Origin of the sequence: Alteromonas antoniana, assembly GCF_019249295.1 — a bacterium.
Lineage (GTDB): Bacteria > Pseudomonadota > Gammaproteobacteria > Enterobacterales > Alteromonadaceae > Alteromonas > Alteromonas antoniana.
Genome location: NZ_JAESDH010000016.1, coordinates 62,491 through 76,075, shown reverse-complemented (window position 1 = coordinate 76,075; position 13,585 = coordinate 62,491). Strand labels below are relative to the sequence as shown.

Genomic DNA, 13,585 nt, shown 5'->3' with positions numbered 1-13,585 from the left:
CGCGCCGTGTACTTTCAGCCTCTGCGAAAGCGCGATACCACCTCGTTGGTTTTCTCAAGTAACTTTCGTCCACTGCGCGATGACTGGGTTAAGGCAATAAACAACATATCAATAACCAGTTCCTGCGAGGTTTTAGCCAGAATTGAAGAAAGCCGTGCTGCACGCTGTTCCGCCACAGAGTAAAGGGTGATAGAAGCATGGTGTGACACCGGGGTGTCGCCATACCGGGTAAGCGAAATAATCGTTGCCTGACTGCGCACGGCCTCCTCAACCACATTCACCACTTCCCGGGTTTCGCCGGACTCACTGATTGCCAGCACCACATCGTCTTTACTCAGCGTTGCAGCCATGGCCAGCTGAACGTGTCCATCGCCTTCCGCCATTGCCGCTATCCCCAGTTTTTGCAGCTTGTAGGCAAAATCTTTACTGACCAGCGCGGAACCACCCACGCCACATAACAGAATTCTTCTGGCGTTTTTCAGCCTTTCCACCGCGGCTTCAATCATTACTCGGTCATTCAGCGAGCGGGTTTCATTCAGTACGCTGATCTTACTGGCCACCAGCTTATCAGCCATTGTATCGAAACTATCGTTTAACGCGATTTGTCCATGAAGTTGTGTATCTGGCGCCTCGCGATTCAGCGCATCAATCACCGCCAGTTTAAAAGCCGGATAGCCCTTATATCCCAGTTTTTGCGCAAATTTTACGACGCTGGACTGACTCACGCCCACAACATTTGCCAACTCTTGTGAAGAGAGATCGCGCACTGCACCGGGCGAGTCGAGCGTAAACGCAGCCAGTTTGCTCTCGCTGGCAGACAAGTTGTCTTTCACCGCTTTAATTTTTACAAATGCAGACATAGCCGTTCCTGGTTTGATCAGCAACTGTTCTCCCCTCTTTGGGTTGACAGAAATACCGCATCAGGCTGAGTAAAGATGGAATTTTTTATTCAAATATAAACCAGTTGATAAGAATATCAAAATCCCGTTAAATAGCGGTAATCTTCACTCGCGGGAGCACGCCATGAACGATGTGCCAGCAGCCACCGACATGCCTGAAACAGCACCGGCGGCACCCCGCCAGTGGCAGCATTTCCTTACCAGGGTTGAGGCATTATTGCCAGCCGACCATGTGATCACCGACCTTCCCCGACGAATTGCGCTCAGTACCGATGCCAGCTTTTACCGCAAAACCCCTAAACTTGTGGTTCGTATCCCATCGGCAGATAGCATGCGTGCGTTTATGGCGCTGGCGTTCGAATACGGCATACCGGTCACATTCCGGGCCGCCGGCACCAGCCTCTCTGGTCAGGCTATTTCAGATTCGGTACTGGTTATGCTGACACGTGACTGGACCGACAGCAGCATTACTGACAACGGCAACGTCATTACTCTGCAACCCGGTATCATCGGCGCTGCTGCAAACCGGTTACTGGCTCCTTACCATCGAAAAATCGGCCCGGATCCGGCGTCAATTAACACCTGTAAAATTGGCGGTATTGCGGCCAATAACGCGTCGGGCATGTGTTGTGGTGTAAAAGACAATAGTTACCATACGCTCAGCGACATGCACGTTATTTTTGCAGACGGCAGCGATGTCGATACGACCTGTGAACGCAGTGTAGCGCGTTTTCGCGAGACTCACGCCGCACTGCTGGGTGATATCCAGCGCCTTTGCGAGGACCTGAAAACCAACACCGCTTTGTGCGAAAAGATACGCCATCTGTACCGTCTGAAAAATACCATGGGCTATGGAATGAATGCGTTGCTGGATTTTGATGATCCGCTGGATGTGCTGACCCATCTGATGATTGGTTCAGAAGGTACACTGGGGTTTATTGCCAGTATTACGTATCGCACTGTTCCATTACCGCAGGCCAGACAAAGCGGGCTTTACCTGTTTCCTTCTGCCCGCCTCGCCTGTGAGTTCATTCCGTCGCTGGCGGCACTTAACGTTGATTCGGTAGAGTTGATGGATACCCGGGCACTGCGCTCTGTGGCCGGTTTGCTTGCCCCCTTTTACCATCTGCCGATAACTGATGGCGCCGTGGCACTGCTGATTGATGTAGGCGCAGAGGACATCGCCACGCTGGACGCGACATTAACGCAAATTCGCACTGCTTTTACCGATGCGCCGGACATTATGCCGATGTGTGAGTTTACGGCTGATCCGGTGACGATTTCTGCACTGTGGGACATTCGCAAAGGCCTGTTTCCGGCGGTTGGCGCGGTGCGTGAAACCGGCACCACGGTCATCATTGAAGATGTGGCATTTCCGCTTAGTGAACTGGCCGACGGGCTGGATGCACTGACGTTATTATTCGATAAGCACGGGTATGATGAGGCTATCATTTTTGGGCATGCGCTGGATGGCAACGTGCATTTTGTGTTTACCCAACGCTTTGACACCCCTGACGACATTTCCCGGTACGATGCCTTTATGCAGGACGTGGGCAGACTGGTTACCGGTACGTTTAACGGCACACTGAAAGCGGAGCACGGCACCGGGCGTAATATGGCCCCGTTTCTACAGGCGCAGTGGGGAGTTGACGGCGTCGCCATTATGGCGCGCATTAAATCGCTCGTTGACCCGACAGGGATCCTTAATCCCGGCGTCATCATTAACGCCGACCGCAACGCGCACCTGACTGACCTGAAATCAATGCCTGCGGTGAACGACGAAGTAGATAAGTGCATTGAGTGTGGCTTCTGCGAGCCTCAGTGCCCGTCGTTACATTACACACTATCACCGCGCCAGCGTATTGCGTTGATACGCCGCCAGCATGAGCTTCCCGTCACCGAGCGCAGACAGATAGATGAGGCATTCACTCATCTTGGCGTTGATTCCTGCGCCGCTACCGGGATGTGCGCTACCACCTGTCCGGTTGGCATCAACACCGGTGAATGGATAAAGTCGATACGTCGCACTGAGACCTCACGACACTCCAGTGCATCGCTCACGGCAGCGCATTTTGGTGGTGCTTCAGCGATTGCCCGGTTCAGTCTGTCTGCAACCCATACCATAGCAGGCCTGACAGGCACTAAGGCGATTGCGTCTCTCAGCGCGAAGGTCCGCAGTCTGACCGGAGGCAAAACGCCGATATGGTATCCGGCTGTCCCCAAAGGCGCCCCCGGACACTTACCCGCTGGCACGCTTGCCAGTAAGAAGGTGGTGTATGTGCCTGCCTGCCCGAACCGTATTTTTGGTCCTGCCGACAGTCTGCGTCCTCTGCCTGAAGTCATTACCTCACTGCTGAATAAGGCCGGATTTGAAGTCTTGTATCCTGACGCACTATCGTCATTATGCTGCGGCCAGCCCTGGGAAAGTAAAGGTTATACGGAGCAGGCCGCGCAGAAACGGGCGCAGTGGCAAGAGCAGGTTTTGCTTGCGTCAGAAAACGGGCGCTGGCCGGTCATCACCGATGCCAGTCCGTGTACCAGTCAGTTACGGCACTCAGGCGGCCCTGAGATACTCGACATTACTGACTTTTTGCTGACGCAGATTGTTCCTCATCTGACAATCTCGCCGCTTGAGACACCGGTCATGCTGCACGTCACCTGTTCGTCGTCCAAGCGCGATAAAGGGCATACCTTGCGCCAGTTAGCGGCAGCCTGCACCCGTCAACTCATCGAGCCTGAGGATATCCCCTGCTGCGGTTTCGCCGGCGACAAAGGGCTGTTTGAGCCGGGCCTGAATGCAGCCGCCCTGGCGACATTAAAAACGCAGATCCCATCCGCATGCACCTGGGCTGTCTCAGATAGCAGAACCTGTGAAATCGGACTGACGCATCACAGCGGCCTGACCTACCGTCATATTGCCTATTTGCTGGATGAAGTCAGTCGGCCACGTGACACCACTCACGATACGGCAATGAGCGGTCAGCATGACTGAACAGCCAGCGGCCGACACCCTGCTTAAGCGGATAACCGCGTACCAGTGGCCAGCGCTGGATAAACCCCATCTTACCTATGCTGACATCGCCGCGGAGCTCAAGACCCTTGCGGAACGTGATCGGATCACACTTACCCACATTGGCAATAGCTTTCAGGGGCAGCCCATACACCGCCTGAGCATTGGGCAAGGCCCGCTGACGTTGCTGGCCTGGACACAAATGCACGGTGACGAGCCCACCGCTACCGCCGCCATGCTTGATTTGCTGGCAATGCTCAGCGAACCGGCTTGCGATGACATCATCAGCGATAACTGGCTTTCACAGGTCACGTTGCACATTATTGTAATGCTTAACCCCGATGGAGCCTTACAACAGCGCCGCGAGAATGCCCAGGGTATTGATATTAACCGCGATGCGCGGGCGTTGCAGACACCGGAAGGCAGGCTGCTGGAACAGCAAGTCAGAGAGCTGCACCCTGATGTCGGGTTTAACCTGCACGATCAGAGTCGCTACTATGCGGTCGGCGGCAGTAAAAAACCGGCAACGCTATCGTTTCTCGCGCCGCCGTTTAACGCATCGGGTGATGTTGATGGCAGTCGGCTACGTGCCAAGCAGCTGATAGCGGGAATGTATGAGGCGGTATCTCATTTTCGACCCGGGCAATTTGGTCGCTATAACGACACTTATGCCCACCGCTGCTTTGGCGACACGATTGCCGGTTGTGGCGTCAGTACTATCCTGATTGAAAGCGGCGCCGATTATCACGACCCCAACCGCCAGAACGCCAGGGCACTGAATGTGGTAGCGCTGTATGCTGCACTTAACGCCTGCATTACTCAGCGCTACCGGCAATACACGCTGGATGACTACTACGCCATTGCAGAGAACGTGGAAAATGGGTTATGCGACGTGCTGCTGAAAAACGTGACGCAGGAAAACGAGGCCGGCGATCGCTTTTATTGTGATATCGCCGTCAACGAGACTCAGCCCGGCCATGCCACCGTCTTTGCTACCGGCGATCTGACTGAGCTTGGCGGGTTCAGAGAGATTGACTGCAACGGCCTGATCCTCTGTAACGCAAAAGGATTTTGCACTAAGTCCGGCGATGCTGTGACCCATGAGCACTACCAGGAGCTTTTATCTCAGGGGTACAACCATATTGTGAGTCAGGAAAACCGGGGTGATATCGCGACCGATATCCCGGTACTGCAGTGCCAGACTCCATTACCCGACAAAACCGGCCCCTTGCCTGACACACCCGCCTTTTTCGTGTTCAGAGATGACGAAACGCCTTGCTGTGCATTGCTATCCACTCACTGGCTGACGTTCTGATATATACATCACTAACACCGATTTTCTGCTAGGGAAGATGCGAATAAGTCTATAGTCACTCAGCGAGTCCTGAAGCATGCAGTTGCAAGGCAGGATTCGCAGGGAATGGCAGTCGCCCTTGCCAAGAAGCCTAACGCCGCAAATGTTTGCTTCAGGGCTCGCCCTTCGGGGCTTACAGCCAAGCGCCTACTCGCCGTTGGTCTTTTTTGACTTAACCCGTTAGGCCTGCAAAAGACCGCCTTGATTAGTCACTTGGCTGTGAGCCTGAGCGACCATAGACTTATTCGCACCTTCCCTAGCGCTTTGCGCGCATGAATAAAGCCTAACTTGCTGCAAATTCCCACTGCCTGTTTGACACTTTCCTTGCTAAATACGAACGTTCACGCTACACATATAAATAACACAATATTAACATAATAATATAATACATATTCGTAAGCATCGAATGTGACACTACCCTGCAAATCAAATGAATTTACTCAGGAGACAATATGAAACATTTCTGGATAGCCAGGACAGGGCTAGCCGTACTCGCATTGCTGCACTGTCTGTCAGTCAACGCCATAGAAAACGGCGTTTATACGATAACATCAAAGGTCAGTAGTAAGCTGGTGGAAGTAGCGGGGGCGCAGACAACGGATGGCGCTAACGTGGCGCAGTGGTCTTCTAATGGCAACAATACCCAACGTTGGTTAATCACCCAGGTAGACGGGAATTATCACTCTGTTATTAACCTGAACAGCGGTAAAGCACTGGAAGTCTATGAACTCTCCACCGCAGATGGAGCCAATGTTGTTCAGTACGAATACAACGGCGGCGCTACGCAACAGTGGCAGATAAATGAGTTGAGTAACGGTTATGTTGCCTTCATTAATCGCAATAGCGGCAAAGCGCTGGATCTTTACAACTATGACACTGACGATGGTGCGAATATTGCGCAGTGGTCTTACTGGGGAGGAGATGCGCAACAATGGCAATTAAACAAACTTGCCGACGTAGAGGGTCCACCCTGGGATCCATCCACCACCAACGGCGCAGAAAATCATTGGCCGCTTACCGGTAACCTGGTCACGCATGACCCCACAATAAATTATGAAAACGGTACCTGGTGGATATTCCAGACCGGTCCGGGCATTTATGGCAAGTATTCAACCAACGGCATAGAGTGGACGGGTACCGCACCAATCTTTCCAAACGGACTGGCCTGGTGGTCTGATTATGTGCCAGGGCATGATGGCGAGGATGTGTGGGCACCTGAGCTCAAATTCTATAACGGCACGCCGTGGCTGTACTATTCCATATCCACTTTTGGTTCCCGTGTTTCTGCTATTGGCCTGGCATCGGCCAGCTCGGTTGCTGCTGGTAACTGGCAGGACGAAGGCGTAGTGATAAACACCACGAACAATGACAATTACAATGCAATCGATCCTGATTTAGTCGTAGCAGAAGATGGCGCGCCATGGCTCACTTTTGGTTCATGGAACAGCGGTATAAAAGTAACGCGCATAAATCCAATAACCATGAAACCCTTTGGTCAGCGCTACGACATTGCCAGCCGCTCTGGTGGCATCGAAGCGCCGACGATTGTTTATCGTCAGGGTTATTACTACCTGTTTGTTTCTGTGGGTAAATGCTGTAACGGCACTGACAGCACCTACCAAATCCGCTACGGCCGGGCGACGGATATTCGCGGTCCTTATGTTGATAAAAATGGAGTGAACATGCTCAACGGCGGTGGAAGTTTGCTCGACGGTGGTAACAGCAACTGGATTGGCCCGGGCGGCCAGGACATTCTCAATACCGATGTCATTGTTCGCCATGCCTATGACGCCTCCGACAATGGAACTCCTAAGCTGCTTATCAGCACACTAAACTGGGACAGCAACGGCTGGCCTCGCTATTAGTACGTAAACTGCATGAGGGTAACAAGGGTGTTACCCTCTTAAAACGGCCGTTATTAAGGTCTTACCGACATTTCCTGAAGACAGCGAATAGCTATCGGGTATGATTCACTCTATAATCAATGAGCATTCATTAAAAGTTTAAACACTGTGAAGAAAAAATTCACCTGTAGCATTAATGGTCAAATCCTGGTCACGCATTCCATCGGACAGTGGGATGAACACCATGCGAAACGGTTCGCCACCTACATCAAGAAACAGGTAAAAGGGTTTAATCAGCAGCCTTTTGGTCACCTGATATATTTTGATGACTGGCAACTGTCGGGACCAGACACCATTCCCGTCATTCGCGACCTCATCGGCTGGCTGGTCGCAAACGGCATGCGCTGCGCGGCAGAAATCTTCCATCCCGATGCACTTAAAGCCTACCTGCTGGATAAAGTGGTTTCGGAAAGCCTCGAACATTTTGACGTTCACCGTTTCGACAATGCCGAAGATGGTGTTGCCTGGCTTAAAACGTATGGCTTTCACACAGCAACCCCACTCTCTTCTGACACGACTTCCTAGTCAGACCTGTTCGCGTTACGAAGCTTGCGGGCAGCGTCGTGTAACGCCTCATCATCACTTTTCTCGGCCAGCGCCAGGTTCGTCGTCATTTTTTCGGTCTCGCCCTGAAGCGAATAGAGCTGCGCTAATCTGAGATAGCCCCATGTTTGTGGAGGCGCGTCGGTCGGCACCTCTGTATTATCGATGTCGGCAACATACTCACGAAGTGCGCTAACCCCATGCTCAATATGCGCCTGACTAAATACCGCATTGCGTCCTATCTGATACAGCGCATTCAGGTAATCGCTGCGGGCGTATTCAGCATCTGCCACGTTTCCATCAGATATCTCCTCAGGCGCTCCCGACCTATTCGCGACCAGCGTTTTCTCAGCCGCAGAGAGTGCCTCAACAAATGCGTCGTAAGCCGCGTCATACTGATTTTGCTCCTGAAGCTGTAATCCATGGCGAAAATGAAAGTCAGAAACCTCAGGGAATTGTTCTCTTAGTTCAGCAAGTCTTGCGGAAATCTGTTCTGGTTCTGCGGTACTGGCAAGCAATACCAGCTCGGCCTTTGCACCTTCCACTGGGCTAATCTGCCTGATTGTCTCTACCTGTTCCCGGGCCAACGCTTCGCTGCCTCCGGCAATGGCAGGTGCCCCCAGATAAAACCGCAGCAGCCCTTGTCGATATCTGACATTGGTTGGGGCCAGCCTTACGGCGGCCTTAAAACAATCCAGCGATTTTCCGGCATATTTCAGCGCTGAAAAAATAGCGTCTGAAGCCTGGCGCCCCATGATTCTGCCGCACAGAAAATGTGCTTCCGGATTTGCCGGTGCGTCTTCTAACAGCGTTTCAACCAAGGTTTCTGCCTTGTCGATATCGGTCTCTATCAGTGCAGTGATTCGGGTGAGTGTCGTATCCACCTCTGAGTCAGCCTGAGCGGCGGTAAACGGCATGAGCATGACAGCGATGGCAAGCCCTGTTGTGAGTATTTTCATATCCCCTCCTGATGTGTTCAGCACATAGCATGGGATAGTTGCGTGGCGTGTAGCAGTGCCAAAAGTCACGATTTTACGTGTTTATGCGATTGAAGGGGTCACAGGGCAGAGCTGCGGAATGCCAACAACGTCACGCCGCACCATTAACCGTTATTCCCGCTTATCCCCAGACACTGTGAACGGAAGTAACCAGTAAAATCAGCCCGACAATAAGCAGCACGCTAAATACTGCACGGGTAAACGCCTGCTGACTGACGTGATGATGCAGTGCATTCCCCAACAGCGCGCCCACCAGCACGCACGGTAGCAGCATGGCGATTTCTGGCAGATAGTCTCTGAGCTCACCAAACACGGCGAACCAGACTGTCAGCATACTGTTCAGAGTAAGCCAGACGCACAGCAACGTGGCACGCAAGCGTGTCTTATCCAGCTCAGTTCGCGCCAGCGCGTACACCAGCAGCGGTCCACCGGATGCAAATAAGCCATGTGTAACGCCCGCGCCGGCAATCAGGCTGCTTCGTACCGGCGTACTGTGAGCCGGAGCCCTGGCATTAAGCAACGCCCGCAACGCGAACCAGCAAATCAGAAGGGCGAATATGCCTTGTGTGTAGACTACGTGTAAATAGTCTGCCAGCCAGACGCCTGCCAGCGTGCCAACGCCCATCAAAGGGAGGATTTGCGTCAGCAGCAGCTTATACGCAACGGCATGACGATAACGCCATACCAGCGGCGCGGTCATCATGATATTCAGCGGCACCAGCCATTGCACCAACACCGGAATCTCCATGACCAGTGCCCCTATCGACAATGCCAGTACGATACTGCCAAATCCCGTCATCGCTTCGATAGTAAAAGCCACCAGTACGCCCAGGGCTACAACGATAAAGCTCATAAACCAGGATCCAGTTCGTGGTGCAACTTTTTACGCATCAAATGCAGATAAAGCGAAGGACACACGCGGTACAGCAAACTGGCCATGGCAGTGAAACGATCCGGAAACAGTCGGCGCTGCTTTTTCTCTATGCCAGTAACGATGTTTGCGGCCATCCATTGGCTGCTGCGCATCCGACCAGCCATGGTACGTTTGTGCCGCGCCTTGTCGCCGACGCCATCCAGCGCATTGTTTTCGATAGGGGTATCCAGAAAGCCGGGATATACCATCAGAATGTGGGGACCCGATTTGCCGAGTTCGGCGCGCAACGTCTCAAAATACTGATGCAGCGCAGATTTTGCTGCGCAATAGCCCGCGCGTCCCAGAACCGGCATCCAGCCAGCCATCGACCCAATATTTACTATGGTTGAATCCGCATTCATGTGCGGTAACAGCCCCTGCGTCAGCTGTACCGGAGCCAGATAATCGACACTCATGACTTTTTGCATTACATGCATCTGCGTTGATACGGCCAGTGACCGGTGCGTGATCCCGGCATTATTGATCAACAGATCAACGCTGGCACAGCGGGTGCGAACAGCAGCGATGAGCCGGCTGATGTCACCGACATCAGACAAATCACAAACCAGCGTATCGACTTGCGTAAAAGCACTAGCGACCTGCTCAAGCGCTTCCTTCTGAATGTCTACCAATATGAGGTGATACCTGTTCGCCAGCGCGTGCGCAAGATCCCTTCCCAGTCCGGATGCTGCGCCGGTAATCACGGCAACAGGTCTGCTACCTGCCCCTGTAAGACCGTTCATCCGAGCCTTGCCTGGTTATGCTGCACGAAGTATTCGAATACTTCCCGGCTGGTTTTTCGGGGCGTGTATCCAAATTCCTGTTTCAGCGCCTGGTTGCTTAATACCGGGCGGTAGCGCAGAAAATCAAGCTGCTCTGCACTGTATTGCGTCAGTCTGAGCTTGTGTCCGATAGTCAGCGCTATGCGCAACAGCCAGGCAGGTAGCTGCAATACTGGCTTGTTCAGCGCCCGGGCGATTTCAGCAATCGTCATGGCACCGTCTCCGGCCAGGTTATACATGCCGGTTTTGCTCTCAGTAACCCCGGTGGCGATAATCTCGACCACATCTTCATCCCAGATAAACACAAAGGGAGAAGGCGAGCCTTTTACCGCCAGTAAGCGCCGCTGCTCAAACAGGTTGGTTATCTGGTTTTGGGTGTGGCTTCCCAGTACGGTGCCCGGCCGTAAAATAAGTTGTCGTAGCTGCGGACTGGTGCGTCGATGCGCGGCCAGCATCTCTTCAATCAACCTTTTGTGCTGACTGTAGGCAAAATGGTCGTTGCCTCTGAGGGAATGCTCTTCTGTCAGCCAGTGTGGGTTGTCAGCATGATAACCGTAGGCTGCGCCGCTACTGCTAACCGTAATATGCCCAACGCCGGCCTCCAGACAACAGGACAGGACATTGGCGGTACCGTTAATATCAATATCGTAATCCCGCTCGCGGTCATCACTGGCTTTCATTACGCTGGCAAGGTGTATGACATGGCTGATACGGTTCGCTTTCAACAAGGTCGCAAGGGCCGGGTCCCGAATATCCATCGTATGATAGGCATAACCCGGGGCAGACTGCGCGCAAATATCGATGCCCACCACGGTATGTTCGCTTCCCAGCTGCGAAACCAGCCGCCTGCCCAGATAGCCCTCGCTACCGGTGATAAGAATATTAAGACTCATAAGAATACTGCTTTGCATTTGATTGACGTCTGGCCTGGCGCCGGTCCAGCCCCTGCCAAAGGAAACTCAGGCTCATACCGCTGATAAGATGCCAGATCCCCCAGGCAGCGGCGATAATCGCCATGGAGGTAAGATCGGAAAAAAAGGTAAAGATAATGCCAAGCCCAAGGCCGGAGTTTTGCAGTCCAACCTCCAGCGTTATCGCCCGACGATCGGCGACAGGCAGTTGCAGCATTCGCGCCGAGCTCCAGCCTATTGCGAGCGCCAGCGCGTTGTGGGCAATGACCGCCAGCAAAAAAATACTGGCGCCACTTAAAAACTTCTGCCAGTTCATCCCAAGGGCTATCAGTACGAACCCAAACAGGGTAAACAAGGAGATAAACCGGAAAAAAGGCTCGCTTTTGCGGGCGAAATCTGGAAAACGCTGTGCGCAGACGAGTCCCAGCGCCAGCGGAATAGCCAGCACCAGTGTAACAATCAGCAGCATGTCGCTTACCGACACCGAAATACTGTTCAGCAGTTCCCGGGTTCGCGGATTCAGGGCCCCGTAAAACATAAAGTTCAGCGGCGTGAGCACACAGGCCAGCAGGCTGGCAACGCCAGTCATACTGACGGACAGCGCCGTATTTCCCCGCGACAGATAAGTCATCAGGTTTGAAAAGCTGCCTCCCGGACAACAGCTCACCAGCAGCAGTCCCAGCGCCACATCTGCCGGTATGGGGATGAGGAATATAAGAAAGCAGGTAAGTGCAGGCAACAATATAAACTGGGCACAAAGCCCCACAACCGGCCCCAGTGGTTTCTTCACTATGCGACGAAAATCGGCTGGCGTGAGGCTTAGCGCGATACCGAACATCATCATGGCCAGTATGGCGTTGAGAATTATCAGGCTGGTAGCAGACATTTACGCGCCCGCGCTTAACTGGCGCATTTCATTGTTGAGCGCCTGCAGATACTCAGCCTTATGAACATAATAGGCCATTCGTTCCAGTGGAAGATACTGCATGCCGCCGTCGATTCTCTCTGTGGCTTTGGCGCGCACCTTGTCGAAGAATGCGCTGGCAGCAGCAGGATTATCCTGTTGCATGCGGATAACCCGGGCAACCAGCTGTGCCTGATCATCACGGCCCTGCCAGCCCAGCCCGGCCGCTTCAACCATCCCCATAACAAACAGCCCCGGATGTTTTGGGTTGAATACATTCAGATATAACTGCGGTGCATCGCCCTGCCAATTCAGATGCTGCTTATCAATAAACGGATAATGCAGTTTATAGCCGGTAGCCTGCAGTATCAGGTCGTAGTGCGCTTCCTGGCCATCGGTGAATTGTGCTCCGTTTGAGGTAAGTGCTTCTATGTCAGGCCGCACGGTAATGTCGCCATGACCGATGTGATGTAAAAATAATGAGTTAATGACCGGGTGTGACTCATACATTTTATAATCAGGATCGGGGAGACCATAACTGCTGGGCTTGCCGGATATCAGACGCACCAGCAACCCATCCACGTGTTGCTTCAGGAAGTTAGGTAACCGGATTTTACCGCCCAGCGTGTCGGTGGGACGCCCTGCTACAAATTTGGGTAAAAAGTAATAGCCTCTGCGCACGGCCATATCTACGTGTTCGGCGCGGTGCACGGCATCAACAGCAATGTCACAGCCGCTGTTGCCACACCCGACTATCAGTACACGCTTGCCCTCAAAAATGTCGGCATTGCGGTAATCACAACTGTGCATCATCTCGCCATCAAACTGACCCGGAAATTCTATACGGTTAGGGTGATGCAAAGTCCCGTTGGCCAGCAGCACACCAGACGCTATTATCTCATGCGTTTTGTCGTGCTGGCGGTAGGTAACCCGCCATTTATCGTCAACCGGCTCCAGGCGTTCCACCCAGCAACCAAAGCGATAATGGCGGTACAAATCAAAATGTGCCGCATAGTCATGAAAGTAATGCTTCAGTTCGCTGTGCCGCGGATAGGTAGCAACATCATCGCGCATGGGAAAGTCATCAAACTCAGTCATGCGCTTAGAGGAAATAAGATGCGCCGACTGATACATCGTGCTGGTAGGGCTATCGATATCCCACAACCCACCCACGTCATTGTGGGCCTCCAGCCCTATCACCTGAATGCCCTGCTCGGCTAAACGGCGTGTACTACACAATCCCATCGGGCCGGCGCCGATAACAACATACGGTTCCATCTGCGTATCTCTTATTGCTGACTCAGGCCAAAGGTTAACAAATAGTTTACACATAAATCCCGCAAACACAGGCCATTTAACTGGTTAAT

General features: G+C 52.9%; 11 protein-coding genes. 4 read left to right on the top strand and 7 right to left on the bottom strand.

Going from position 1 to position 13,585, the window contains the following annotated elements; translation table 11 throughout:
* Positions 1–14: 14 nt before the first annotated feature.
* A complete protein-coding gene (locus JKP77_RS14085) occupies positions 15–860 on the bottom strand; it encodes an SIS domain-containing protein (protein WP_218311797.1) in 846 nt (281 codons plus the stop codon).
* Between the two features lie 163 nt (positions 861–1,023).
* On the opposite strand from JKP77_RS14085, the gene JKP77_RS14080 reads away from it, so the two are divergent.
* The 4 genes from JKP77_RS14080 to JKP77_RS14065 all read left to right on the top strand — a co-directional run bounded on the left by JKP77_RS14080 (position 1,024) and on the right by JKP77_RS14065 (position 7,692).
* A complete protein-coding gene (locus JKP77_RS14080) occupies positions 1,024–3,891 on the top strand; it encodes an FAD-binding and (Fe-S)-binding domain-containing protein (protein WP_246601213.1) in 2,868 nt (955 codons plus the stop codon).
* Positions 3,884–5,224 carry a M14 family zinc carboxypeptidase gene (locus JKP77_RS14075; RefSeq protein ID WP_218311796.1) on the top strand — a complete coding sequence of 447 codons (1,341 nt, stop codon included), beginning with the start codon at positions 3,884–3,886 and terminating at the stop codon, positions 5,222–5,224. The genes JKP77_RS14080 and JKP77_RS14075 overlap by 8 nt, the downstream gene beginning before the upstream one ends.
* A gap of 491 nt (positions 5,225–5,715) precedes the next feature.
* Positions 5,716–7,128, top strand: coding sequence for a family 43 glycosylhydrolase (locus JKP77_RS14070; protein WP_218311795.1), 1,413 nt, complete (start codon positions 5,716–5,718; stop codon positions 7,126–7,128).
* Between the two features lie 147 nt (positions 7,129–7,275).
* Positions 7,276–7,692, top strand: coding sequence for a hypothetical protein (locus JKP77_RS14065; RefSeq protein WP_218311794.1), 417 nt, complete (start codon positions 7,276–7,278; stop codon positions 7,690–7,692).
* Here the strand turns inward: JKP77_RS14065 and JKP77_RS14060 are convergent.
* The 6 genes from JKP77_RS14060 to JKP77_RS14035 form a co-directional block, all read right to left on the bottom strand.
* Entirely contained in the window at positions 7,689–8,669 is a 981-nt protein-coding gene (locus JKP77_RS14060) for a tetratricopeptide repeat protein (protein ID WP_218311793.1), read from the bottom strand. The two genes, JKP77_RS14065 and JKP77_RS14060, sit on opposite strands and share 4 nt — an antisense overlap.
* Before the next feature lie 160 nt (positions 8,670–8,829).
* Positions 8,830–9,561 carry a sulfite exporter TauE/SafE family protein gene (locus tag JKP77_RS14055; RefSeq protein WP_218311792.1) on the bottom strand — a complete coding sequence of 244 codons (732 nt, stop codon included), beginning with the start codon at positions 9,559–9,561 and terminating at the stop codon, positions 8,830–8,832.
* Positions 9,558–10,364, bottom strand: coding sequence for an SDR family NAD(P)-dependent oxidoreductase (locus JKP77_RS14050; protein WP_218311791.1), 807 nt, complete (start codon positions 10,362–10,364; stop codon positions 9,558–9,560). Before JKP77_RS14050 ends, JKP77_RS14055 begins: the two co-directional genes overlap by 4 nt.
* A complete protein-coding gene (locus JKP77_RS14045; protein ID WP_218311790.1) occupies positions 10,361–11,296 on the bottom strand; it encodes an SDR family oxidoreductase in 936 nt (311 codons plus the stop codon). Before JKP77_RS14045 ends, JKP77_RS14050 begins: the two co-directional genes overlap by 4 nt.
* Positions 11,286–12,200, bottom strand: a complete 915-nt coding sequence (locus tag JKP77_RS14040; protein WP_218311789.1) for a bile acid:sodium symporter family protein — start codon at positions 12,198–12,200, stop codon at positions 11,286–11,288. Before JKP77_RS14040 ends, JKP77_RS14045 begins: the two co-directional genes overlap by 11 nt.
* Positions 12,201–13,496 (bottom strand): flavin-containing monooxygenase, encoded by a 1,296-nt coding sequence (locus tag JKP77_RS14035; protein WP_218311788.1) that lies wholly within the window; start codon positions 13,494–13,496, stop codon positions 12,201–12,203.
* Positions 13,497–13,585 lie beyond the last annotated feature (89 nt).